Raw genomic sequence first — 22,208 nt, 5'->3', positions numbered from 1 at the left:
TCGATCGAGATGCCTGCCCTCAGAAGAGGCTATCGACGGCGCCCCCGCGAATAGAGAGCCCGTCAATCTCTCTGAAGGTCCTCCGCGACCTGTGCCGCGATGTGACGTGCGGGTTCGAGGCGCGGATCCTCAGGATGGGCATCCGGTACCAGGATCTTCGCGCAGACAAACAAGACCATTAGCTTGCCGTCCCGGCTCTCCAGATCGTCGGTCCGCTCGCGGCGGACGCGCTCGGCCAGAGCTGGAACTGCAAGGGAGCTGCCCCACAACGACGCGGCATCCAACCCTTGAGGAGCCATGCCCCAGTCCTCCCAGTCAAACAGGCAGAACTCTGGCCCGGTCACGTTCGCCCAATTCAGATCCGCGTGTGCCGGCAGCCATCGTTGCACTGTCGTATCGACATCACCGGGGAGAAAGCGACGGATCGCTTGGGCGACGCGACTCTGCGTGATCATCATGGTGTCGGGGGTGGCGACGCGCCTCGTGTGCTGTTCAACCAGGGCGTCCAGCGACGTATTGAGCGCCTGCCACCAGTAGTCCGGCAGCGCTGGCTCTTCGGCTAGGACACTGCTGCCGACGGGCGCGCTGGGAAGAAGATCCGTCTCATCCGCCCGCCACATCATGGGGTCCCCAGGCTGTCTCCATTCGATGCCTCGATGCCACTGTGGCTTGGACACTCCTTCCAGGAAAGCAGCGCACTCGGTGCCGTTCCAGCCTTGGCTGCCGATTTTGTCGAGGCAACGCCGCTCAACCCGCACCCATGTGCCACGATCTGTAGGCACCCCCAGCGTTCGACGCTTGCGCACCAGAGAACCCCGGTCCAACTGTGTTCGAAGAGCACGCTCGACCTCGTCGAGCACGCCATCGAGTGGCTCAACTCGCAGATCAGCTGGGCCAGCCTTGGCAGACGAGGATGACAACACCGCACCTCCTTGGGGACGGACCGAAAGCTAGCAAGAAAGCGGGACAATCAGTCCACTCGTCAGCTGTGGAGCGGCCTGGAACCACCTACTTCTTGGGCGAAGGTCCGTAGGGGCTGAGGCTGTCCGTCTGCCGAGTTGATCCTCATCCAAAACCATTCCCTGCGAACTACCCCTGGGTGCACCCAGATATCTGCTCTTGTAGCTCATCGCCCAAGAGTCCACCAGCGGCACTAGCGACTCGGTAGTCGCCAGCAGCTACGTGACGTTCGAAGCAAGTAACCTCCCGGCTGCCCATTCCCGTACGGCGCGGTCTGTGCTCAGTGCGGCGTCGGCGAGCAGGTGGATGCGCCAGTACAGATGGAGTCGGCCTTCGGCTGTGGCGCCGGGCTGACTGGCGAGAGCGAATACGGGCGTGGGGTCGTCGAGGCCGAGACGTACGGCGAGGCGAGCAAGGTCGGACTGATAGTCGCCGAAGATGGCCAGCTCCCAGTCGATGAGCAGACGGGAACCCGCGGGTTCCCGAAGGAGGTGGCCCGGCTGCAGATCGTGATGGAGCAGCACTGGCTGGATCGGGGTGTCGCTGGCGTCGACTTCCTGGTGGAGGCATCGGGCCACGACGCGTAGGGCTGGTGCGGCTGCCGCATAAGTGCGCAAGCGGTCGTGGAGGTAGCCGGTCCAGCTGCGGTGTTGTTGGGTGCCGGCGAGGCGGCCGAAGTGCGTGCCGGGGATGCGGTGGATGGCGGCCAGCGGTTCGGCGAGGTCTGCCAGGAACCGGTCGATGGGCACAGGCTTCGCGTGTAGTGCGGCCTGTGCGGTCCATGAAGGGGTGCTGCTGCCTCTGGACGCGGCGAGCAGCTGTGGACATGGGGCGCGGTGGCTGGTCAGGAGCCGGAGAGCGGCGACTTCATTGGCAGCACGGCTCGGGTCGCCGTAGTACTTGAGGATGTACGGCATCGATCCTTCCACCGACCAGACACGGTTGGCCTGGCCGGTGGTGATCTCGCGGGCACTGGGTGGAACGCGGCCGTCGATACCGTCCATAGCGCTGTCAGGCGACATCGCCGAGGTAGGTGCCGGGAAGCTTGGGCGGCGTCTCCGTGAGGGAGGCGATTGGCTGGCGGATGGCCTGCGGCAGCAGGTTGAGGGCAGGGACCTTGCCCAGCGGCACCCACTCCAGGCCAGTCTGCACCTCGTCCTGGGCATGGCCGCCGAGCTGGCCGGGATCACTGGTGGGGGTGCACAGGAAGATCGCTTCGATGCGGTGGGTGTCGGCTTCGCTTTCGGGGTGGTCGTGGTTGGCGCCGATGTATTCACGGAGCCACAGCAGCCGCTCGACGGTGACGGTCAGGCCGGTTTCCTCGTCGACTTCGCGGGCGACGGCGTCGCCGAGACTCTCTCCGGGGTGTTGGCCGCCTCCAGGGAGGAAGTAGCACTCCTGGTCCTCCCAGACGGCCCGCATGAGGAGGATCTGGTCATCGTGGAGGACAACGGCTTTGGCGGAGGTGCGAATTTCGGGGGTGGCGGATTCAGTCACTTGCTGGTCCAACTTCCTGATGTGGATTGGGTGGTGCTTCAGCGCTCAGTCTTGCCGAAGGTGGTGGCGTGTCCGGTGATGCGGCGGAAGATCATCCGCCAGGGGCCGACGAGACGGATGAACGGTTGGACGGGGCTGCTTGCGATCAATCCTGCTCGGCGGCCGCGTGTGGGGCATGGAGTAGCAGCGACGCGGCCGGTCGGGGGTACGACCGCGGCATGGAGGGCAGGGGCCAGCCCGATGAGCCGAGCGGTTAGGACGGGGCCATGCAGCAGGACACCTGCGAGGGCAAGCGCGGACCACAGGGGACCGGACCAACCGGCGGAGACGACCGCGGCGGCGATCAGCGGGGCGCCGGCAACCCAGGCGACCTCGTCGGCCCATTCCCGGAGTACCAAGAGCGCCTTGCCGATGCGAGTGAGAGCGCTCGGTAGCTGAGCGACGGCCTTCGCATGGCGGTCCGGTCGGGCTGACGTGAGGAAGGCGAGGGCATGGAGGTTGGTCAGGCCGCGTGGCTCTGTATACGGCTCGTCCAGGGCGGCGACGGTGGTGGATGCGATGTCGGCACCGAGGAGGGAGAGACGGTGGCCGGTGCCGAGATCCTCCATCGGTTCGGGGAAGCCACCGAGGGTTCGTACGGTCGGCAGGTGGACGGTCATGCCACAGCCGACGGCGTAGATCATTGGCCGCAGCAGTGTCTCTACGAGGCGCGGGACTTGGGTGGTAGTGAGCCATTGCGTCAGGCGGATTCGGGCGAGCTCGATGCCGAGTGAGCGGCGGAGCTGGTAGAGCCATTCTCCCGCCAGGAACAGGCCGGTGGCGCCGGGTGGAAAGGGGCGGCGGCCGAGCAGTGGCAGGCGCTGCTGCTGGATCAGGACCGGTGGCCAACCCGTCAGGGCCCTGTGGCGAGTAGCTGTCTCGGCGAAGGCGGTCAGCGTACGGACGTCCGGGATGGCGTCGGCGTCATAGACGCAGAGAAAGGTGCTGTCCGCGTCATTCTCGTCGTGCCAGCCGAGGGGGCCGAGAACCTCGTCGAGGCGGTCGACGGCGTGGTTGAGCTGTCCGGCCTTGCGGCCGCCGGTGTCAGGTTGGTGCAGGTGTACCAGACGCAGCCCGACGGCTGGCTGGTCATCGGCAAGGGCAGCGAGGGTTTCGCATGTCGTGGGCTCTGCGTCGTACAGCTCGGCGAGAAGGGAGAGACGCTTCTCCCTGGGAGCGGCGTTGACCTCGTCAGCGACGTCGCTGCAACGGGCGCGGGGGAACATCCCGCGCAGTTGCACCTCGGTGAGGCAGCTGGTGTCCGCCAGCGCCGGAAGGCGATCACGGTCGCGCCGGCGGGCGTTCTCTTCTCGTTCGGTGGTGATGGCGACGACCACTGCACGTTCTCGTGGGTAGTCCAGGGCCGTGAAGGCAGCAATCGTCTTGGGGGCAAGGGTTTGCTCGCGGAGCATGGGCAGCAGGACCACCAGCCAGGGCCCGTCCTCGTCGGCCGAGACGGGGTCTCGGCGTGCGTTGTCCAGCAGCCAACGGGCAGAGAGTTCGACGGCTACGAGTGCCCAGAGCCCGCGGGCCAGCAGGAGGGCTAGCAGGACGGGAACGGCGTAGTGGAGCCACAGTTCGGCCAGCATCATCGTTCGTCCTCCAGCAGGCGGTAGACGGAGCGAACTTGATCGGCGATGCGCGGCCAGGCGAAGAGCTCGGCGCGTTCCCGGGCCGCGGCACGTCGTGAAGCGTGTGCAGCGGTGCCGAGTTCGTCGAGGAGGGTTTCGATGGCTTCGGCGGCGGCAGCTGCGTCACCGGGTGGTGTGAGCAAGGCGGCCGGGCCGTGACCCGTGTAGTACGAGATGCCGCCGGTGTCGGTGGCAACTACCGGGGTTCCACAGGCCAGGGCTTCCAGGAGGGCGTTGTTGGCGGTTGCCTCCGTCAGGGGGAGGAAGACGGCCGCGGCCTGGCGGTAGAACTGGATGAGGGTGAGTTCGCTGATTCCTTCCAGCAGGCGCACGGCCGGGTGCCAGGTGCGCCGGTCGGCCTGACGGGTGACGACGGCGAGCTCGATGTCGTTGCCGTGCCGTCGATGGAGCTGGTCGTGGACCGTGTCCAGGACGTCCCAATCGCGCAGCCACCAGCCCACAGTCAGGAGCAATGGCCGGCCGACGGGCTCCGGGACTCCTGACGGCGTGAAGGCGGCGGTGTCGATGCCGTGCGGGATCAGGTGCACGCGCTCCTCGGACAGGTGGTTGGCAAAGAACGCCAGCTGGTCGGGGGCGAGGGCGATGATCTGGCTTGCGTGTGCGGCGAGCCGCCGCCAGTTCGTGGCCGGCATGAAGCGGGCCAGGTGTGCGGGTGGCTGGTGATAGGTGACGGCGGTCGGGCCCGGTCGGTGGCGGGAGAACCAGAACTGCTCGTCGCCGTAGAGGATGTGGGCGGGCCCGCGCCCGGCGAGGACGCGTGCATCCGTGGCGAAGTGCTCGGCCGGGTAGAACGGCAGAGGGCAGCGGCGGCGGAGCCAGTGATGGGCGGCAGTGGCGATCTTCTGGCCGGTGATTCCTCGTGGCGCGGCGATGCGCTTGGCTTCCGGCAGGTAATCAAGGAGCCGGTCGTAGCCCCCATGGTGGCTGTGCCAGGGGACGCGGACGGCCGAGGCGATCACCGTGTGCGGCACGGTGCCACCGCCCTCGTAGCTGCGGGCAACAGACCCATGGCTCGGAGCGCCGGTGCAACGGCCGTGGATCTGGTGAGGCGCAGCACGGACAGCCCATGGGGCTTGTTGGGGCCGAGATGGTGGTGCCAGCGACGGCGGTGCTGGCGGTGATGGGCCGGGCCCCAGAGGAGAATCGAGTCCCTGGCGAACAGATGCCGGAAGGTCTCCTGGTTGCCGGCGAACAGCTCCTCGCCACGGGCGGCTCGCCGGAATGAGCGCTTGAGCAGCCGGGGCAGGCAGGTGCGCAGGGGGAGGTCGAGCCAGATCGCCAGCTCGGCGTGGCCCAGCAGCATCTCGCCGACAGGCCCGCTGTAGTTGCCGTCGGCGATCCAGGTCTCTGCGCCGAGCGCTTCCCTGACCCGGTTCTGGAAGGTCACGGCGTCGACGGGCGTCCAGCCGGCTCCCCAGAACAGGTTGTCGAGGTCCAGGTGAGGCAGTCCCGTGTGTCCGGCAACCACGGCAGCGAGGGTGGATTTCCCGGAGGCCACGGGACCTACAACGGCGACGCGTTTCGGTATCACGAAAGCCTCCTGGCAACGGTGTCGGCGAGGCGTTCCAGCAAGTGGGGAATGCGAACGCCGGCGGTGACCCTGAACACCGGGACTTTCGCTACCAGGTCGTCCAGTACCTGGTCGGCCTGAGCGCGCAGTCCCTCCACCGACCGGGTCTGACACGCGAACCACGGATGGAGCCAGTCCTCGTCATCCGGGGTACAGCACGCGGCGGCCAACTCGGCGCGGGCGGTTTCGCCGTGCAGCCCCTGGATGCTGAGCGGGGTATCGTCGTTGCGAAGCCGTGGCAGAAGCACGAGGCGCAGTGGAGCGCCCTCGTGGACCTGGGCCGCGAAGGCGGCGGCGAAATCCCGCGGGGTGCAGCTTGCCTTCTGATCTGTACCGAACGTGCGAGGGAGCACCCGGTGCGGTGGCAGGGCCTCGCGCGGCGTCAGAGCCGACAGTGTGCCTCCCGCGATGCGGATGGACAGTGGGACACCGATGACGTCGGCCGCGTTCTGCGCAAGCATCGCGCGGTCGGAGGCCACCAGGTCCGCGCGGCGGTGGCAGGCGAGAGCGGCGAGCACGGTGGTCTTGCCGGCTGTGGTGGGTCCGGCGATGAGCACCCCGTTTCCGTCGATGGACGCCGCGGCGGCATGGAATGCGGTCCAGCCCCGGTCTTCGCCGCACCGCATCACGACTTCCCGGACGATGCGCAGCAGATAGCGCTCTCCGCGATGTGCATCAGGGTGGAGGACGATGTGCAGGCGTCCGGTGGAGTCGTGCGCATAGAGATGGTCCTGGGACAGGTGCGAGCGGGGATGAGGGCGCCACCAGTCCACGTCACCCACCCGCGACCGCAGGTACGGCTCACCGCGGAACGGCTCGACGCACCGGCTTTGCACCGTCTGGAGGCGGGCGGACCGGTCTGCGAACAGCTCACGGTTGTGGCGGATGCGGATGCTGGTCAGCCGACCACAGGGTGGAGCCGGCGCGGCCTCGGGGACGAAGCTGTGCAGGTGAGTGCGCTGTTCGACGGCGAAGTCCTGGTCCACCTCGACATCGAAGACGTGTCCGGCGAAGGTGACGGACGTCGTCGTGGTGGTGGTCATGAGCGGCTCCCCGCGGGAACCGCGGCCTGGCTGCTGAGTAGCTCCTCGGTTGCCCCCGTGACCAGACGGCGCGCGATATCGACGCCCATCTTCACCGCGTGGTCCATGTTGCCGATCTCGTACCGCCAGGTGCCGAACCTGCCGCGAGGGTAGATCGCTTGGTCTTCCAGCCACGGCACCGTCAACGCCAGCGCCTCGTCCCGGTCCAGAGTGGGGATCGGGTAGGCGTACGGGATCATTTCCACATGGGCGGAGGCCAGCTCGGCCAGTCCGGGAACCAGGCGGTGTCGCCTCAGCGCAGCATCGGCGGCTTTCACGAAGGCACGCTGGTTGACCCGAGTCCCGGGCATCACGGAGATCTCCGTCATCCATGAGCTGAAGGCGGTGGTGTCGGCGCCGGGGACGTTGGCAGGGGCGTACTTGCTGAAGTTGGTGGCGCGGTAGAACGGCACGTCGTCCTCCGGGAAGTAGAACCATGACCGCTCGTCCAGGGTGGGGGCCCGGTATCCGAGGCCGACCATGGCGACGGTGGTGTGCTTCAGCCGTCGGGCCGCCTCTCCCACGTCGAGTGGGCTCGTCGTCGTCATGGCGGCGAGTCGGTCCAGTGGCAGGGTGGCCACGACCTGGTCGTAAGGGACCGCCTCCCCGTTATCCAGTCGCACGAGGCGGGCGCTCGGGTCGATCGACGTGGCTGGGGCTCGGGTACGGACTCGGTTGCCCAGGCGGGCGCCCAGTCGTCGCCAGATCTCTCCAGTTCCCCCGATGGAAGGGAAAGCGAACGTGGAGTTCGGGCCCCACTTCGGTGCGGGGGCTTTGACGCCGTAGAAGGCCGCCAGGATCTCGTCGAGGTCGACCGGTGCCACTCGCTCCGCGACCCAGCCTGCGCTCATCTTCTCTGGTGAGATCGCCCAGACCTTGGTGTTGTACGGGGCGAAGAAGCGCTCGACGAGGCCGCTTCCGTACTGGGCCTGTAGCCACGTCGCGAAGTCGGTGTCGGTCGGCAGGGTCTGTTCGCGCTGTTGGCAGGCGTGGGTCAGCGACACCAGGCACGCTTCGGCGTCAGCCTGCGGCAAGCAGTGGAGGTACTGCTGGAAGGGGTAGGGCACCCAGCGGTCGCGGAATCGGATGTACGAAGACCGGTCGTGGTGCAGCAGTTCAGGCGGGGCGAAGAGCTCGCCCAGGATCCGGTCGAACTCTCCGAAGTGGGAGAAGACCACGTGGCCACCCAGGTCCCAGGTGAAGCCGGCGCGATCGACCACGGATGACGCCAGCCCTCCGACAGTGGGCGCCGCCTCCAACAGGGTCCAGTTGCGGTGGCCGAGACGGTCCAGTTCGTTCGCGCATGCCAGTCCGCAGGGGCCGGCACCGAGGATGACGATCCGGCCGGGTAAGGGATTTTGGGCTTTGGGCATGGGTTCCTCTTTTCTGTATGGGCGTTGGTGATCGGTGTGAACAGGTCGCATCGCCGTCAGATCTCGCGTTTGGGCGTGCGAGGGTCAGGGGCGGTGATCTTGAAGGTGATCCAGACGGTCTTGCCGATGCCGTGCTGCTCGTCCACGCCCCACCCATCGGACAGTTCGTCCACCAGGAGCAGGCCGCGACCCGAGGTGTCATCAAGGCGCGGATGCTGCCGATGCGGCCGGTCCGCATCCTGATCGTGAACCTCCAGCCGAACCACCGATCCGCTGATGCCTAGCCGTGCCCGGAATCCGAAGCTGGGCGGACCTGCATGTACGAGCGCGTTGGTAGCGACCTCAGACAGGCACAGACACACGTCATCGAGGCGGTCCCGGACTCCCCAAGCCGACAGAGCCTCGACGGCGAACTTCCGTGCCTCACTCACGGACGAGCCGTGTGGAGAGAAGGTCCGCTCGCGCCGCATGGGCGGGCCGCTGTCGCTCCAAATGGCCTCCGTGCTCCGAATCGCGGTACGGGGCTCTGCCTGTCGCCGCATCGCGCTGTCTCCTGCTGCTGGCATTGCCGGAACACCACCTCGTCGCTCGCGTTCAGGGCGGGCATCGAGCCTGACGTCCAAGCGGCACGCCTCACCACGACATGAGTGCCGACGTCTGATTCGGGCTTGGCGAAGTGGACGACATGGGTACCGTCACGTTGCCGCCGTCTCCACCGTCATCTCCTCGCACACGGCAGCTCTTACTCCCGTACGGCGGCATTGCGGGGCTACCGTCGAACCGACGAGCCGACCGGAACCCATCGGGGGATTGATGGCTCAAAGGCCCACTCTTCTACGGACATTGATCACCAGGCGCCACTGGCAGGTGTTCGAAACCTTCAAGCTTCACTTCGAGCGCACGGCCAACGAACTCGCCGAACAGGACCGTGATCCGACGCTTGTCGGCCTGACGGTGTCGAAGCGGCAGTTTGAGCGGTGGTACGGGGGCGAGGTGAAGACCCGCCCCTACCCGGCCTTGTGCCGGGTACTGGAGGCGATGTTCCGACACCCCGTCGACGTCCTGCTCGGTCCAGCGGACGAGGGCGGTGCTGCAGCCGATGCCGTTCCCCAGCTTCGGCTCGTCATGCCGACACGGCTGCTGTCCCCCTCGCTCGAACCCAGCGAAGGGGACAGCGGCTTCGACGGCATCGAGTTCACCAGCAGACCCGTTCCAGGCGGCAACGCCGGCCGGGACACGTTAGAGAGGCAGGTCGCCATGGCAGCTCGCCGTGCATTCCGCTTCAGCGCGATGGCAGAAGGCAGCAACGTAGGTCCTGAGACCCTGGACGAGCTCCACCAGGAGGTGCGTCGTCTAGCCGCCGCCTACCCGCAGCTGCCGCTGGCCCCCCTCCTCGGCGACCTCGTCGAAGTCCAAGACCTCTCCTTCCGCTTCCTCGAACATGGCCATGTCCGCCCCGGCCAGGCCCGCGAGTTGTACCTGCTCTCCGCCATCACCTCCGGCATGCTCGCCAAGGCCAGCCACGACCTCGGCGACCCGCGATCGGCCATGACACAGGCCCGCACCGCCTACGTATGCGCGGACAACGCCGACCACCGCGCCATGCGCGCCTGGGTCCGCGGCCTGCAATCCCTGATCGCCTACTGGGACGGCCGACACCAGGAAGCCTCCAAATACGCTTCCCTCGGCATCTCCCAGGTGGGGGGCGTGACCGGCACCAGCGCCGTATGGCTGTCTTGTTTGCAAGCCCGTGCCAGCGCCGCACTCGGCGATGTGGCGGCTGTACGGGAGTCCCTCACAGAAGCCGAACGGGCCCGCGATGCGGCGTCCCCCGACGACCTGGACGAGTTCGGCGGCATCATGACCTTCCCGGTACCACGCCAGCTCTACTACGCCGCCGACGCCACCGCCTGGCTGCCTAACGCCCCCGAGGCGGAGCATCAAGCTGAAGCGGCCGTCGCCGCCTACCGCCAAGCGGAACCTGAAGAGTGGGCTTTCGGTGACCAGGCCGGCGCCCACACCGACCTTGCCCTCGCCCGCATCCATGCCGGAAGCCTCGACGGTGTCGACGAGGCCATGCGGCCCGTTCTCGACCTGCCCGCCGATCAGCGCATCAACGGCATCGTTGCCTCGGTGCGGCAGGTCCACACCGCGCTTCGGGATCCCCGGTGGCTCACCGCACCCGAGGCTCGCACGACACGGGAGGAAATCGAGGCGTTCACCGCGGCCCCTGTCGCCGCCCTGCCCAGGTAACACCGCCTGCGAGTAGGGTCCCGACCATGCATCCGGTCGACATCGCAAGCCCCCGGCTTCAGTTGCGCGAACTCACCAGCGACGACGTGGACGCCGTACACGCCATCTACGGCGACGCCGAGGCCACCCGCCACCTGAGCTTCGAACCCCGAACCCATGAACAGGCCGGGGAGATCGTCGCCCGCTCCATCGCCTCCTCCGGCGAGCAACCCCGTACCGAATACGCCCTCGGTGTGGTCCGCCAGGAGGAAAGGGACCTGGTGGGCTTCGCCCGCCTGGCGCTCGACCCGCACGCCCAGAAAGCCGCCACAATCGGCTTTGCCCTGCGCCCCCACACATGGGGCGCGGGCCTGGGCACCGAAACCGTTCACCTGATGTGCGCCCTCGGCTTCAACCACCTTGGCCTGCACCGCATCTGGGCCGCTCGCGCACCACTGAACGCCGCCTCTGCCAAGACCCTGCTACGCGCCGGCATGACGGAGGAAGGCCGCATTCGGGAGCACGTGTTCGTACGAGGAGCGTGGAGGGACTCGATCACGTACTCAGTCCTCGATCACGAATGGCGGGAGTCAGATGGATTCGCGACGGCCAACGGATGACTCCCGCCACACAGTGACCAATCGCAGAGCGCCCACCGGCCATGACCGCGGCATGCGGTCATGGCCGGTGCATCAGTACCGCATTCGGTCCGCCCCCTACCCGGTCAGATCCACGGAGGCGCTCGGCCTCATGCCCATCCCTTAAACCAGGGCATGGTCTCGGGGCGGCGGTACCACCATCATGCCTTCTGTGCCGAACCCCCAAGTTGGGCAGCGAATATCTCGAAGTCGCGCAGCGGGTTCTTTAAGTTGCCCAAGCCATCCAGCTTCACCTTGCTGAAGGCGTTCTTGAAGCCACCGGCGTCGCGTACAGCCTTCGCTGTGCGGCCCGCGGTGCTTGACCGCGAAGCGGTTGCGCTCGTCGCAGGTTGCGGCGAAGACCACGACGCCTCCGATCCGGGCACGTGCCCGGATCGGAGGCGCGTTGCTGCACCCGCTAGATCCACGGGTTGCGCTCGTAGCCCGGTTCCTCGTCGGGGAAGTCGTCCGGGAAGACCTCGCTCACGATGTCACCCCGGAGGATCCGCAGCAGATAGCTCTCCACCGGACCTTCGTACAGGTCGTACTCCCTGCCACGGCCGATGACGGTGAGGACAGCCCACTGCTCGGGGTCCTCGTGCGGGATCAGGAAGCACATGTCCGCGTTGTCCGTGCCGCCCCAGCAGATCAGCTGCGAGGGTTTCACACCCCGCTCTGCCAGCAGTTCCCGGATCGTGTCCCGCGTCACCTCCATGGTGTGCCGCGCCGTGACCGTGTTCGCCACCAGGTCGGCGTACTCGTTCTCGGCACCTGCCCGATACACCCGCAGAAAGTCGTCGAACTTCGCGCCGCCAAAAGCTTCGAGAAACGTTTTGAACGCAGGCGGAAAGGCGGCGCTCAGGGCCTCCTCGGCGGCCTTCCAGTCATTGATGACCGGTCCCGCTTCACCAGTTGCGCGAAACGATGCCAAGAGTTCGAGATCAGTCATGGCCGCCTACTTGTTGATGATGGTCTGGTCGATGTGCAGGCCAGGCCCAATGGCCCTGACGTGCACGCCCGTAGGAATTATGTCGCCTGGATTGGCGTAGGCAGGTGCCGCTGAATATTCCACGCTCCCGCGCTGCTTCACAGTTTCATAGATTTGCTCTTCGAGCTTTTCCATCACCTCGTTGTTCGCAGTCTTGTGCATGATCACGATGTTGGCCTCAGAGCGGCCGTCTCCCCCGAGTGATCGGGCCAGGAGGTGTCCGCGCGTGTGACCAGCCGCTTCGCCTCCCCAGCCCGGGGGCTGCATCCGCCGGGATGCCTTGGTGCCGGTGTCGAGCATGTCTTGCGTGATCCTCGTTTCGACGCCGGTGGCTCGGCCCATGCTGTCCAGCGGCTTGGCATACGGCGGAATTGGCTTCTGAGGTGCCCGGCCTCCCCCTCCGCCGCGCTCGGCGCTGCGCATCAGCGGCTGGCCGGTCGGACCGACAGGCCCCTCGCCGGCCATCGCAAAGCGCGGGCCCCCCACGTTGGGCAGCGACATCTCGAAGTCGCGCAGCGGGTTCTTGAAGTTGCCCAAGCCATCCAGCTTCATCTTGCCGAAGGCGTTCTTGAAGCCACCGGCGTCGCCGACAGCCTTCGCCGCGCGGCCTGCGCCGCCCAGGGCACCCCCCAGCAAGACCCCGCTGACTCCGGCGTCCTTGATCTCCGCCAGGTTGATGCCCTTCTGATCGCCGAGGAGGTTACGTCCGCCTTGGGCGACGACCACGTCCACCGTGATCGCCTCGATGCCGCCGATGGCAGCGGTGGCCAGGACCGTTCCGGCGATCTCGGTGACGGTGGCGGAAACGGCGACGCCCGCCGTGCTCGCCGCCGCGACGATCGCCTCGGTGGCACCGGCCGCCGCGACTTCGCTGATGCCGCCGGTGAAGAGGGCCAGGGCCGTGCCGGCGACCAAGACCGCGCCGGCTATCTCCAGCTCGTGCTCGATCTTCTTCTTGGCCTCGGCGACCTGGTCTGCGTACTTGTCCAGCGCCTTGGCCATGTCTCGGGCAGCGCTGGCCACATCGTCGAGGTAACCCTTGCCGCCGCCGTGGTACTTGCGCCAGAACTCCCCGAACGCCTCGATCGACTTGCCCTTGTTGTTGTCGATGACGTCCTGGGCCTTCTTGTGGCAGGCAGCAGTGCAGTCCTCGACATCGTCCGCGTACGTCCGCCAAGCACGGGCAGCCTCGCGGAGTTCATCCTCGTCGCCCTCCGGCCACCACATGCCGGTGAGATCCTGGACGATCTCCTTGGCCTTGTCGGCAGCGCCCATCACTTACCGCCCTCGAAGCCGGACTTGGCCGAGTGGTCGGCGTCTTCGTGGTTGGCAGCCATGTCGTTCATGGCCTTGGTGATGCTGGACAGGCCCTTGACCAGGGCCGCGGCCGCCTTCTCGATCTGCGCCTGATGCGGGGCGTAGGCATGCTCGAACTTCTTGCCCTGCTCGTCACCACCCCAGGGCTCCCCCAGCCCGCCCAGCGTGTGACGAAGCTTGGCCGTCGCCCGTTCCAGGGCAACAGACTCCCGGTGGAACGTCGGAGCAGCGGACTTGAGATGGTCGGTGTCTACGTCGAAACCGTCGCCGGCCATGCCGTACTTCCCCCTTGACCATGTACTCGTAACCCGTTGTGAACCACTGGCGATGCATTCGGCCCACAGATGATGACCATGACATACGGCACCGACAATCGACCTGGTGGGAGTGGGTTTCAGCCACCGATACAGCGCTGCCCAGCAGTGAGCCCATGCAGGACCGCAGCCTCCCACCACCCAGATTCCGGTGGGAGGCGAGCCACCGAGCGCTCTGCACGACCGCAGCGGAGCCACGGTCGTGCAGAGGGCGTGTTGGGCAGTTACGAGCGCCGGCGGTGGTGCTGCTCGGCCGGTGCTGTAGTTGCCGCCGTTGGCTTGGCGAAGTCAGGCCGCCCGAGGGGCGGGTGCGGGGCTGCGGTGGTGCGGAGTCGGGCTGCTGCTGCGCGGCGGTTGGGGATGGGGTTGCGTCCGGTGTGCTGGATGCGGGTGATCAGGACGCGGGCGGGTTGGCGGGCGGTGGCCAGTTCGCGTTGGGCGGCTGCTTCCTTGAGGAGTTGGCGGGGTTTGTGGCCGCGGGCTTCGGCATCAGCGAGGACGGTGGCGAGGGCCGGCCAGCCGGTGTCGGCGAGGATCTGCTCGGCGTGTTCGGGGATGGCGGCTCGTACGTCGCTGGCCAGGGTGCGGCGGGTCTCCTCCTTCGGTTGACGTTGCGCGAGGTCTGTGAGTTCCGGGGTGAGGGCGTGGTCGGCGGCGCTTTGAAGGTGCTGGAGGGATTGGCGGGCGGCGTCGGCTTGGTGGGCGTGGCCCTTGGCTTCGTGCCAGCGTCCCGCGACGATTGCGGCCCAGACGAGGGCTGCGACCAGGGCGGCGAGGGCACTGCCGTCGGGGCCGGTGGCGGTGTGGGCGATGTCGCGGGCCGCGTTGCGCAGAGCGTGGGCGGCTCGGTCTTCTGCCCGGATCTGGGAGCGTTGGGCGCGTGCGAACGCCTTGGACGCGGCTTGGAGTTCAGTGCGCAGGTCGGCGGGTGCCTTCTGGGCGGTGGCTTCGATCAGTTCCCCGAGGGCGGTGATGTGTCCCTGGGCTCGTGCGTCGTCGGCAAGGTCAGCGTGGAGACTGTCGAGGGCGTCAGTTGCTCGGTGCCAGGGGGTGCTGGGCTGCGCGCGGCGGGCGATGGGGTGCTCTTCGGGCTGGCTGGCTTCGAGGCGGGCCTTGATCTTGGGAAGGGAGAGGTCAGGGGCGATCTTTCCGCCGGGGTGGAAGATCTGTTCGTCGTCCTTGTTGAGGTCGCCGGGGCGTCCGACGGCGTAGCCGAGGAGGTCACCGGACGGGCCCCGCTTGGCCTTGACCAGGACACCGTCGGCTTCGAGGTAGGCGAGGAGTTCCTCGGCGCTCTTCGCGTGGGGGATCGCGGCGCGGATGCGGTCCTGGAGCCACTCCTTGCTGGTCTGCTCCCAGCCGAGGCGCTGGGCCTTGTGCATCTCGGCCTGGATGGGGCGACGGGTGCCGGTGCGATCGCCCTTCTTCAGGCGGCGCAGACCGTAGTCCTTCTCGATCTCGCGGCATGCGTCGCCGACGCGGATGCCGCTGTCATGGAGTTTGGGGCGGCGGCCGTCTTCGCGGACGGTGGTGGCGAGGATGTGGATGTGGTCGTCTGCGTGGCGTACGGCGATCCAGCGGCAGGCCAGGTCATCACCGGCAGGGGCGATGCCGGCCGCGGCGACGACGCGCTGGGCGATCTCGCCCCATTCGGCATCAGAGAGGTAGCGGTCTTCGGGTGCGGCACGGACGGGGCAGTGCCAGACGTGGTCGGTGACAGGCTTGCCGAACTCGCTGTTGCGCAGGCGGACGGGCTCGTCGAGGTGGCGGGCGAGTTCGGTGAGGGTGGCCATCTCGTCGCGGCCGGGGTCTGGCATGCCGAGCATCGCGAAGCCGGCCACGATGTGCGGGTCGAAGTGTTCGTCGTGGGTTCCTCGGCCGTAGAGGTAGGCAAGCAGGCCGCGGGTGTTGGCGCCGGGCGCCTTGATGGCGGCGATCATGCGGCGAGATCCTCCCGCGGGTCGGCAGGCTGGCGCAGGGCGTCGGCTATCAGTTCCAGCAGGTGGTGGAGTTCGTCGAGGCGGTGGCGTATGTCGGGTGGGGTGAGGTCACTGTTGAGGGCGCGGGCGATCTGGTTGATGTTGACGCCGATGCGGTTGAGCTGGCGCAGGACCTGGGCGCGGAACATGTGCGTGCGGCGGCGATCCCCGGACAGGGGAAGGTTGGCAGTGAACCGGCCGGTGATGAAGGCCAGGACGACATCGGCGGCGAAGCCGGACTCGCCCTTGTAGCCGTGCTCGGTGGCGGCCTCCTGAAGGCCGGCGTGCTCGTGGTCGGTGAACCGCAGCGGGCCGACGCGGACGGTGCGCTTGTTGCCGCTGAAGCGACGGATCGTGGGCTGGGCGTTCTTCACGGAGGGCTCGCCGGTGGCGCTCTCGGCGGCACGGGCGGGGCGGAGGGTCTCGCGTTGGATGGCGTGGAGCGTGTCCGGGTCGGGGCCACCCCCGGCCCCGACCCCTTGGCCCGGCGTCCCCTGGCGCTGGGCCGTCTCCGCCACCCCTGGGGCGGAGATCCCCGAAGGCCGGCCTTGAGTCGGACTCGGGGTACTACTGGCTCCGCCAGGGGCAATCCATCCGAATGCCCGCCGCAAAAGGCCCATCGCTCCAGGGGACTTCGTCAGCAGCCGTGGCTCGTTGTGAGTGGCCTCGGCGTGGTGTGGGTCGTGCGTCATGGGTGGCTCTCCGGAAGGTGCGAGTGGGGCAGGCGGGCTGACGAGGAAGGGCAGGCAGAGTCCAGGCGGTTCACGGCCCCCTCCACAGGTGTGGATGACCAAGCGGTGAGGGGGCGGTGACCGGTGGCGGGGTGACCGGAAGGGTTCCGGTCACCCCATGGGACGAGCGGTCAGTCCCTATCGGGACCGGTGCCGGAAGCGGCTTCGAGCTCGCGTCGAAGGACTTCCATCACCTCGGTCAGCCGTTCCCCGCTGACCGTCAGTCCCTTGGCCCGTATGGCCTTTTGGACAATGTCCCGGGTGGCTTTGCCCTGCTCTGCAGCGGCGATCCGACCGATCTCCACGAGCTCCTCGACCGTGGCCCCAGCTGGGCGGCCCCCACGTGGCTTGCTGTCCGATTCCCGGAGCTGAGATTCCGGCGACTGGGCGGAACTGCCAGCCGGTGGCTCAGTGGCACGGACAGCAGCATTGGTCGCTGCCTCCGGTCCCTCATCCAACGCCGTTCCCAGTCGGGCGATCGGCTGGTCGACCAGCTGGTGGATCTGCCGCATCAGGACGCCGAAGGCCAGCAGCGCGGCGGTCGGGGGTACGGCAGCGACCACATAGTCGAGCAGGGGCTTCGCTCCGGGCCCGCCGGCTCCGCTGACCCCGGCTACGTTCAGCGCGATGGAACCGACCGACCCAGTGGCCGTGAGGGCGATGGCCCACCCATCAGTGAGCCGCCGCAGGCCCGCGCGGAGCATCAGCAACTCCCCCGCGACGATGAACGCGTCCAACGTCGCGGGCCAGGCCCATTGACGTACGGGGGAACTCTTGAGTCCGTGCTGTCCGGCGACCTCAGCGAGGTGCGCGTAGGAGAGCCAGAACCCACCGGCGGTCAGGGCGACGATGACGGTTCCCGCCGCGACGAGCGCATATTGCTCGGCGGTCTGTTTGGTCATCACCTGCTGCCCTCCTGGCCTAAGAGCGCGGCTCCCACCAGTGTCCTGATTGGTGTGGTTGGCGGGTGGTGCGAGGGTGGTCAAGCGGGGTTCTCCTGTGGTGGTGGCGTGGTCCGTCTTGGCCGTCTTGGCCGTTGAAACCGCAGGTCAGAGCAGGTACGGCACAGGTGCTGGCGTTCCGTCTCGGCGGCGGTGCCGACGTATTGCGGCACCGCCGCCCTCGGGTTGGAGCGTGGGGGTGGCAGTGGACGGGGCGGATACGTCTTCCGTCTTGGCCGAAGCTCCTGTGACCTGCGGCGATACGGCAGGGACGCCTAGGACGGCGCAAGACGGAGGTGGGAGACGTCCTGGCGGTCAGCGCGCCGTTGGTCATCGCGTTGCCGTCTTGAGCCTGGCTGCCGTCTTACCGACATGCCGTTTGACCTGCGGGATCACGGCAGGGACGGCAAGGACGGCAACCGGAGGGGCGGGGCTCAGCCCGAGCTGGGCGCGGGACCGGCGTCGACCGGGTGCACGGTGGGGCAGTAGCGCCGCCACGCGTCGAGGAACTTGTTCCGCACGTAGCCCTTGAGCTGCCTTCCGTCGGCCATGCGCACGTTGCCGGGCCGAATGTCGAAGTCGCGCAGCATCCTGCCGAGTTCTCGGGCCGTTAGGCCGTCACGTCCCCGCTCCGCCCACGGGGCTTCGGCGTCTTGGCGCAGGTGGTGGAGGAGGTCCCCTGTGGACAGGCTGTCCACCTCACGCTGGGCGAAGAAGACCCGGCGGATGTCGGCAAGGATTCGTGCACCACTGGGGTGGTCCTCCTCGGCCGCCACTTCGGCATTGACCATCCGCACGCAGGCGACCCGCGCCAGCCGGGGCCAGCGACCGCCTGCCAGATCGGCGACGATCACCAGGGGCTCCCACGTGTCGGCGGCGCGGTCTTCGACCGGCATGTCCGGCTCCAGGTTCGCGGCCTCCTCCAGCAGCGGCCTGGCCCACGCGTGGATGCGGTCGCGTATCTCGTGCAGGGCGGGGATATCGCGGCGGGAGCGGAAGGGCCGGACCTTCTCGCCCTCGGCCCGCCGCCGCATGCGGATCACCACCGAACGGTCCATGACCGTGTCAGGCAGGTCACCGATTCCCGCGATGGCCGCCATGGCGAAGGTAGCGAACTTGTGCGGGGTGTGGTCGTTGCCGACGACCCTGGTGACGTACCGGCCGCGCTGATGACCGGCGTTGAGCAGGCCACGCGTCTCCTCGTTCTTCTCCGCCACCTTCGGGCCGAAGATGGTGTCGGCCTCGTCCACCAGCAGCGTCGGCGGCTCCTCCTCGCTGATCGAGCGGAAGATGGCCGCCGGTGTGGTGTTGATGGTCAGCATCGGCTCGTGGACCGTCTCGGTCAGCACGTCCAGCAGCCGCGACTTGCCGCAGCGCTTCGCCGGGCCCACCACCGCCAGGCGCGGGGCGTGCTGCCACGCGGGCTGGAGATGCGTCGCCGCCACCCACAGAGTGATCGCGTCCAGCGCCTCCGACGAGGGTGGGATCACGAACTGGGCTACTTGGGCGCGCAGTTCATCCAGTAGCTTCGAGCCAGCTGTCGGCTCCGCGTCGGGTAGACCCTCCAGCTCGCTCGCGGCATCCGCCTCGTCGACGCTGCGTTCGACCGCACCCTCGCTCGGGTCTGCCGCGGCGCTGTCGGCCTGCACTGCGCGCATGTGGGCGCCGGGCTGGCCGGGGATGGCCGTGGCCGGCCAGCCCGCTCGGGCGGGGGCGGAATAGGACTCGGGGCTCTCGGGTTGCACTGGGCGGCTCCTCGTCTGGCGGTGTCGGGCTTGCACGCCCCTGCCGCCGGGTCGGTTCTCATGGGATTGCTGGGGAGCCTTGGGGCCTCCGGCGTTGCACCGCCGGAGGCTCTCCCCCTTCTCGCGGGCGTCTCGGTACCGCGAGCGACCACGGACAGTACGTCCACGCCACGCCACAGTCCAGCATTTCTGTGTCAGCTCAGCGCAGAAGCGCCTGCTACGCACCAGCTGCTTCACGCTGCCAGCCCCAGCAGGGCCAACAGGTCCGCCGTCACCACCCGGTAGGCATTGCCGAGTCGCAGCACCTTGCACGGGTACTGATCACGCTTGGCGAGCTCGTATCCCTTACTCCGCCCCAGCCCCAAAGCTCGGTTGCCTGTCTCCAGGTCAACGGCGGCGGGAAGCTCTAGAAGCTCCTCGCGGCTCATCCCCTTCGCTCGCCCACCAGCTTCGTTCTCGCGCATGCGCGCTCCATCCACGACTGAGCCCTCGGCGAACGCGACCATCGCGCCCGTCTCCAGGTCACGAAATCAACGTTAGGCGAGCTAATGTGTCCGTATGACACAACGCCGTAGCGACCATGGATACGAGAAGGCCGACGACGAGGACGACGTCCTTGAGTGGGTGGACCAGGTAATGGCCACCGTGGCCGACGAGGTCCGTAGACGACGGAAGGAACTGGGGTGGAGCGCACAGGACTTGGCCGACAAGTGCGAGGAGATCGGCCACTCGATCCCCCGCAACGTGATCGCCAACATGGAGTCCGGACGCCGCTCCAACCTGCCCTTGGTCGACGTCATGGTGTTGGCCGAGGCGCTGAACACCCCACCCATCTGCCTCATCTATCCCGTCGGTTACGTCGACGGTGTGCAGCGGCTCCCGCTTCAGCACCCCACCTCCCCCGTGAACGCCCTGCGCTGGTTCACCGGGGAGGAGACGGACCTCGGCGTGGACGACGACATGCTCCGCTACTTCCGCGCCCACCACGCCGCCGAGGAGCAACTGCAGAGCGCGCGACGCGATGAGGAGTACGCGCGCTACCACGCCGAGACTGCCCCGAACGCCGACCGAAAGGCCGAGGCCCTCCGCGCTCAGGCTCGTGCCGCCGAGGTGGCTGACGGCGCCGCGAACCGTCTGCGCAGGATCCGCGCCTTCATCCGAGAAGAGGGCGTCACGCCTCCATTCCTGTGGCCCGACCTTGCCGCCGCAATCGATTCCCCCGGGAGCGATCCCGATATCACCGAGGAGAATGATCTTTGAAGGGCTCCACCTATCGCCGCTGCTCCTGCCGCGACCCGAAGACCGGCAAGGAACTCGGCACCTCCTGCCCCAAGCGCAACAGCAGGAACCACTGCACCTACTCCATACGCCAGGAGCTCTCGCCCCGTGAGGACGGCAGCCGACGCTCGTTCGCCCGTGGCGGGTACAGCAGCCTCAAGTCGGCCCAGGCCGACCTCGACCACGTCCGCGCTCTCCTCGGTCTGGCCGAGTCGGACGACCCCGAGGGCACGGAACTCATCGCCGAGATGCTGGCGGAGGTCAGCCGCGAGCGTTCGCCTCTGCCTGACGTCGAGGAGACGAGGCGGCGCCTGAACGCCGGCCAGGACCTCATCGGCAGCCTGACAGTGAGCGAGTGGCTCGACCGGTGGCTGGCCGGTAAGCGCATACGCAAGTCCGGCCTCAATCGCTACGAGACCGACATCCGCGTGCACTTGAAGCCGCGCATCGGAAACCGGCGACTGGACCGGCTGCGCGTCAGCCACCTCAGCGAGATGTTCACGGACATCCGCGACGCCAACGCCCAGATCCTGGAGTACAACGCCCAGCGGCGAGCCGCGATCGACGAGCTGGCGACCGTACCGTGGAAGGGCGTGGAGAACCGTGCCCGTCGCAAGGCGATGAATGCCGCGATCGACGCAATGCCGCGCTTCCGTCGCGTCACCGGCCCCGCCACGCGTCAGCACGTCAAGGCCACTCTCCGCGCGGCCCTGAACGACGCGATCGGGCAGCAGATCATCACGTTCAACCCGGCCGCCCACGTCGAGATCGATCCCGTACGCAAGCCCAAGGCGCTCGTGTGGACGGACGAACGGGTTGCCAAGTGGGAGCAGACGGGCGAGAAGCCGTCGCCGGTGATGGTCTGGACGCCCCAGCAGACCGGCACCTTCCTCGACTTCGTCGCCGAAGACCGGCTGTACGCGATGTGGCACCTGATCGCCTTCCGCGGCCTGCGCCGTGGCGAGGCGTGCGGGCAACCGTGGTCGGAGACGAACCTCGACACCCACTCGCTCACCGTCTCCTCCCAACTCGTGCAGGACGGATGGGAGATCGAGGCGTCCGATCCCAAGACGGACAGCGGCTATCGCGTGGTCGCACTCGACGACGACACCGTCAACGTCCTCAAGCGGCACCGCGAGCGGCAGGAAGCGGACCGCGCGGAGTGGGGCTCGGCCTGGGTCGAGACCGGCCACGTCTTCACTCAGGAAGACGGCTCCTGGCTCCACCCGGGCAAGGTGACCGACCTCTTCGAGCGCCTCGTCGCCGCCTCCGGCCTCCCGCCGATCCGGCTGCACGACCTGCGTCACGGAGCGGCAACCCTCATGCTGGCCGCCGACATCGACATCAAGATCGTGTCGGACACGCTCGGACACAGCGACACCCGCATCACGCGGGACATCTACCAGAGCGTCCTGCCCCAGGTCGGCAAGAGCGCCGCCGAGGCGACGGCGAAGCTGGTGCCGCTTCAGCGCAAGGCCGAGGCGGAGAAGGCTGCCCGCAAGGCGGCGAAGAAGGAGAAGGCCAAGAAGGCCACGGCGAAGAACACCGGCAAGGGCGGCAAGCCGAAGAACAAGGCGAAAGCCCAGGCCAAGGACGACACGAAGGCCAAGCTCCGGAAGCCCAAGAAGTAGGTCTCTGAGCGCCCCCGCTCACGCATCGCTCACGCAAGTCATCTCGCGGCACCGCTGCCGCGCGACACGTCATGCCCCGAGCAACGCAAAAGGCCAGGTCACGGGCTATGTGACCTGGCCTTCTCTCTGAGCCGCCTTCGGGATTCGAACCCGAGACCTACGCATTACGAGTGCGTTGCTCTGGCCAACTGAGCTAAGGCGGCGTGGTGCGCGGCCCAGTCTACACATCGTTGAGGGGTGC

The 22,208-nt window shown here is 67.7% G+C and carries 21 protein-coding genes and 1 tRNA gene; 4 read left to right on the top strand and 18 right to left on the bottom strand.

Going from position 1 to position 22,208, the window contains the following annotated elements; translation table 11 throughout:
* Positions 1-62 precede the first annotated feature (62 nt).
* The 9 genes from ACQP17_RS20185 to ACQP17_RS20145 all read right to left on the bottom strand — a co-directional run bounded on the left by ACQP17_RS20185 (position 63) and on the right by ACQP17_RS20145 (position 8,643).
* Complete coding sequence (locus ACQP17_RS20185) at positions 63-920, bottom strand: hypothetical protein (RefSeq protein ID WP_433859952.1); 858 nt, start codon at positions 918-920, stop codon at positions 63-65.
* Between the two features lie 258 nt (positions 921-1,178).
* Positions 1,179-1,964: a phosphotransferase family protein gene (locus ACQP17_RS20180; RefSeq protein ID WP_433857527.1), complete on the bottom strand. Its 786-nt coding sequence runs from the start codon at positions 1,962-1,964 to the stop codon at positions 1,179-1,181.
* A 7-nt stretch (positions 1,965-1,971) separates the two neighbouring features.
* Complete coding sequence (locus ACQP17_RS20175) at positions 1,972-2,457, bottom strand: NUDIX domain-containing protein (RefSeq protein ID WP_433857526.1); 486 nt, start codon at positions 2,455-2,457, stop codon at positions 1,972-1,974.
* A gap of 38 nt (positions 2,458-2,495) precedes the next feature.
* Positions 2,496-4,088, bottom strand: coding sequence for a hypothetical protein (locus ACQP17_RS20170; RefSeq protein WP_433857525.1), 1,593 nt, complete (start codon positions 4,086-4,088; stop codon positions 2,496-2,498).
* On the bottom strand, positions 4,085-5,119 hold the full coding sequence (locus ACQP17_RS20165) for a glycosyltransferase family 4 protein (protein ID WP_433857524.1): 1,035 nt from the start codon (positions 5,117-5,119) through the stop codon (positions 4,085-4,087). The genes ACQP17_RS20170 and ACQP17_RS20165 overlap by 4 nt, the downstream gene beginning before the upstream one ends.
* Positions 5,104-5,616: a hypothetical protein gene (locus tag ACQP17_RS20160; protein ID WP_433857523.1), complete on the bottom strand. Its 513-nt coding sequence runs from the start codon at positions 5,614-5,616 to the stop codon at positions 5,104-5,106. Before ACQP17_RS20160 ends, ACQP17_RS20165 begins: the two co-directional genes overlap by 16 nt.
* 59 nt (positions 5,617-5,675) lie before the next feature.
* A complete protein-coding gene (locus tag ACQP17_RS20155; protein ID WP_433857522.1) occupies positions 5,676-6,761 on the bottom strand; it encodes a hypothetical protein in 1,086 nt (361 codons plus the stop codon).
* Complete coding sequence (locus ACQP17_RS20150; RefSeq protein ID WP_433857521.1) at positions 6,758-8,173, bottom strand: protoporphyrinogen/coproporphyrinogen oxidase; 1,416 nt, start codon at positions 8,171-8,173, stop codon at positions 6,758-6,760. The genes ACQP17_RS20155 and ACQP17_RS20150 overlap by 4 nt, the downstream gene beginning before the upstream one ends.
* Positions 8,174-8,229: 56 nt before the next feature.
* The gene (locus ACQP17_RS20145; protein WP_433857520.1) at positions 8,230-8,643 is read right to left on the bottom strand and encodes an ATP-binding protein; all 414 of its coding nucleotides are present in this window, start codon (positions 8,641-8,643) and stop codon (positions 8,230-8,232) included.
* 397 nt (positions 8,644-9,040) lie between these two features.
* On the opposite strand from ACQP17_RS20145, the gene ACQP17_RS20140 reads away from it, so the two are divergent.
* Positions 9,041-10,426: a hypothetical protein gene (locus ACQP17_RS20140; protein ID WP_433857519.1), complete on the top strand. Its 1,386-nt coding sequence runs from the start codon at positions 9,041-9,043 to the stop codon at positions 10,424-10,426.
* A 26-nt stretch (positions 10,427-10,452) separates the two neighbouring features.
* Positions 10,453-11,025, top strand: coding sequence for a GNAT family N-acetyltransferase (locus ACQP17_RS20135; protein ID WP_433857518.1), 573 nt, complete (start codon positions 10,453-10,455; stop codon positions 11,023-11,025).
* A gap of 436 nt (positions 11,026-11,461) precedes the next feature.
* Here ACQP17_RS20135 and ACQP17_RS20130 read toward each other — a convergent pair whose 3' ends face one another.
* The 8 genes from ACQP17_RS20130 to ACQP17_RS20095 form a co-directional block, all read right to left on the bottom strand.
* Positions 11,462-11,992 carry a hypothetical protein gene (locus ACQP17_RS20130; RefSeq protein WP_388418588.1) on the bottom strand — a complete coding sequence of 177 codons (531 nt, stop codon included), beginning with the start codon at positions 11,990-11,992 and terminating at the stop codon, positions 11,462-11,464.
* A 6-nt stretch (positions 11,993-11,998) separates the two neighbouring features.
* Positions 11,999-13,306, bottom strand: coding sequence for a DNA/RNA non-specific endonuclease (locus ACQP17_RS20125; RefSeq protein WP_433857517.1), 1,308 nt, complete (start codon positions 13,304-13,306; stop codon positions 11,999-12,001).
* The gene (locus ACQP17_RS20120) at positions 13,306-13,623 is read right to left on the bottom strand and encodes a WXG100 family type VII secretion target (protein WP_433857516.1); all 318 of its coding nucleotides are present in this window, start codon (positions 13,621-13,623) and stop codon (positions 13,306-13,308) included. Before ACQP17_RS20120 ends, ACQP17_RS20125 begins: the two co-directional genes overlap by 1 nt.
* Before the next feature lie 263 nt (positions 13,624-13,886).
* Entirely contained in the window at positions 13,887-15,602 is a 1,716-nt protein-coding gene (locus ACQP17_RS20115; protein WP_433857515.1) for a relaxase/mobilization nuclease domain-containing protein, read from the bottom strand.
* Positions 15,599-16,159 carry a MobC family plasmid mobilization relaxosome protein gene (locus ACQP17_RS20110; protein WP_433857514.1) on the bottom strand — a complete coding sequence of 187 codons (561 nt, stop codon included), beginning with the start codon at positions 16,157-16,159 and terminating at the stop codon, positions 15,599-15,601. Before ACQP17_RS20110 ends, ACQP17_RS20115 begins: the two co-directional genes overlap by 4 nt.
* Positions 16,160-16,503: 344 nt before the next feature.
* Complete coding sequence (locus ACQP17_RS20105) at positions 16,504-17,274, bottom strand: DUF2637 domain-containing protein (RefSeq protein WP_433857513.1); 771 nt, start codon at positions 17,272-17,274, stop codon at positions 16,504-16,506.
* Between the two features lie 473 nt (positions 17,275-17,747).
* Positions 17,748-19,058, bottom strand: coding sequence for a DUF3631 domain-containing protein (locus ACQP17_RS20100; RefSeq protein ID WP_433857512.1), 1,311 nt, complete (start codon positions 19,056-19,058; stop codon positions 17,748-17,750).
* Between the two features lie 233 nt (positions 19,059-19,291).
* On the bottom strand, positions 19,292-19,522 hold the full coding sequence (locus tag ACQP17_RS20095; RefSeq protein WP_168480677.1) for a hypothetical protein: 231 nt from the start codon (positions 19,520-19,522) through the stop codon (positions 19,292-19,294).
* 94 nt (positions 19,523-19,616) lie between these two features.
* Between ACQP17_RS20095 and ACQP17_RS20090 the strand changes: the two genes are divergently transcribed.
* Complete coding sequence (locus ACQP17_RS20090; RefSeq protein WP_359824043.1) at positions 19,617-20,318, top strand: helix-turn-helix domain-containing protein; 702 nt, start codon at positions 19,617-19,619, stop codon at positions 20,316-20,318.
* Complete coding sequence (locus tag ACQP17_RS20085) at positions 20,315-21,967, top strand: tyrosine-type recombinase/integrase (protein ID WP_433857511.1); 1,653 nt, start codon at positions 20,315-20,317, stop codon at positions 21,965-21,967. The genes ACQP17_RS20090 and ACQP17_RS20085 overlap by 4 nt, the downstream gene beginning before the upstream one ends.
* 129 nt (positions 21,968-22,096) lie before the next feature.
* On the opposite strand, the gene ACQP17_RS20080 is transcribed toward ACQP17_RS20085, so the two are convergent.
* Positions 22,097-22,170, bottom strand: a tRNA-Thr gene (locus ACQP17_RS20080).
* Between the last annotated feature and the right edge of the window lie 38 nt (positions 22,171-22,208).

Origin of the sequence: Streptomyces kronopolitis (assembly GCF_050953795.1) — a bacterium.
Lineage (GTDB): Bacteria > Actinomycetota > Actinomycetes > Streptomycetales > Streptomycetaceae > Streptomyces > Streptomyces kronopolitis_A.
The sequence above is the reverse complement of the archived record's forward strand: the minus strand, read 5'-3'. Positions and strand labels throughout refer to the sequence as shown.

What these genes read in the sequence shown, in the direction of transcription:
- ACQP17_RS20115 (WP_433857515.1), bottom strand. Translation starts at nt 15,602, where the DNA reads ATGATCGCCGCCATCAAGGCGCCCGGCGCCAACACCCGCGGCCTGCTT.
- ACQP17_RS20125 (WP_433857517.1), bottom strand. Translation starts at nt 13,306, where the DNA reads ATGGGCGCTGCCGACAAGGCCAAGGAGATCGTCCAGGATCTCACCGGC.
- ACQP17_RS20090 (WP_359824043.1), top strand. Translation starts at nt 19,617, where the DNA reads ATGACACAACGCCGTAGCGACCATGGATACGAGAAGGCCGACGACGAG.
- ACQP17_RS20150 (WP_433857521.1), bottom strand. Translation starts at nt 8,173, where the DNA reads ATGCCCAAAGCCCAAAATCCCTTACCCGGCCGGATCGTCATCCTCGGT.
- ACQP17_RS20155 (WP_433857522.1), bottom strand. Translation starts at nt 6,761, where the DNA reads ATGACCACCACCACGACGACGTCCGTCACCTTCGCCGGACACGTCTTC.
- ACQP17_RS20145 (WP_433857520.1), bottom strand. Translation starts at nt 8,643, where the DNA reads ATGCGGCGCGAGCGGACCTTCTCTCCACACGGCTCGTCCGTGAGTGAG.
- ACQP17_RS20120 (WP_433857516.1), bottom strand. Translation starts at nt 13,623, where the DNA reads ATGGCCGGCGACGGTTTCGACGTAGACACCGACCATCTCAAGTCCGCT.
- ACQP17_RS20130 (WP_388418588.1), bottom strand. Translation starts at nt 11,992, where the DNA reads ATGACTGATCTCGAACTCTTGGCATCGTTTCGCGCAACTGGTGAAGCG.
- ACQP17_RS20105 (WP_433857513.1), bottom strand. Translation starts at nt 17,274, where the DNA reads ATGACCAAACAGACCGCCGAGCAATATGCGCTCGTCGCGGCGGGAACC.
- ACQP17_RS20180 (WP_433857527.1), bottom strand. Translation starts at nt 1,964, where the DNA reads ATGGACGGTATCGACGGCCGCGTTCCACCCAGTGCCCGCGAGATCACC.
- ACQP17_RS20135 (WP_433857518.1), top strand. Translation starts at nt 10,453, where the DNA reads ATGCATCCGGTCGACATCGCAAGCCCCCGGCTTCAGTTGCGCGAACTC.
- ACQP17_RS20095 (WP_168480677.1), bottom strand. Translation starts at nt 19,522, where the DNA reads ATGCGCGAGAACGAAGCTGGTGGGCGAGCGAAGGGGATGAGCCGCGAG.
- ACQP17_RS20170 (WP_433857525.1), bottom strand. Translation starts at nt 4,088, where the DNA reads ATGATGCTGGCCGAACTGTGGCTCCACTACGCCGTTCCCGTCCTGCTA.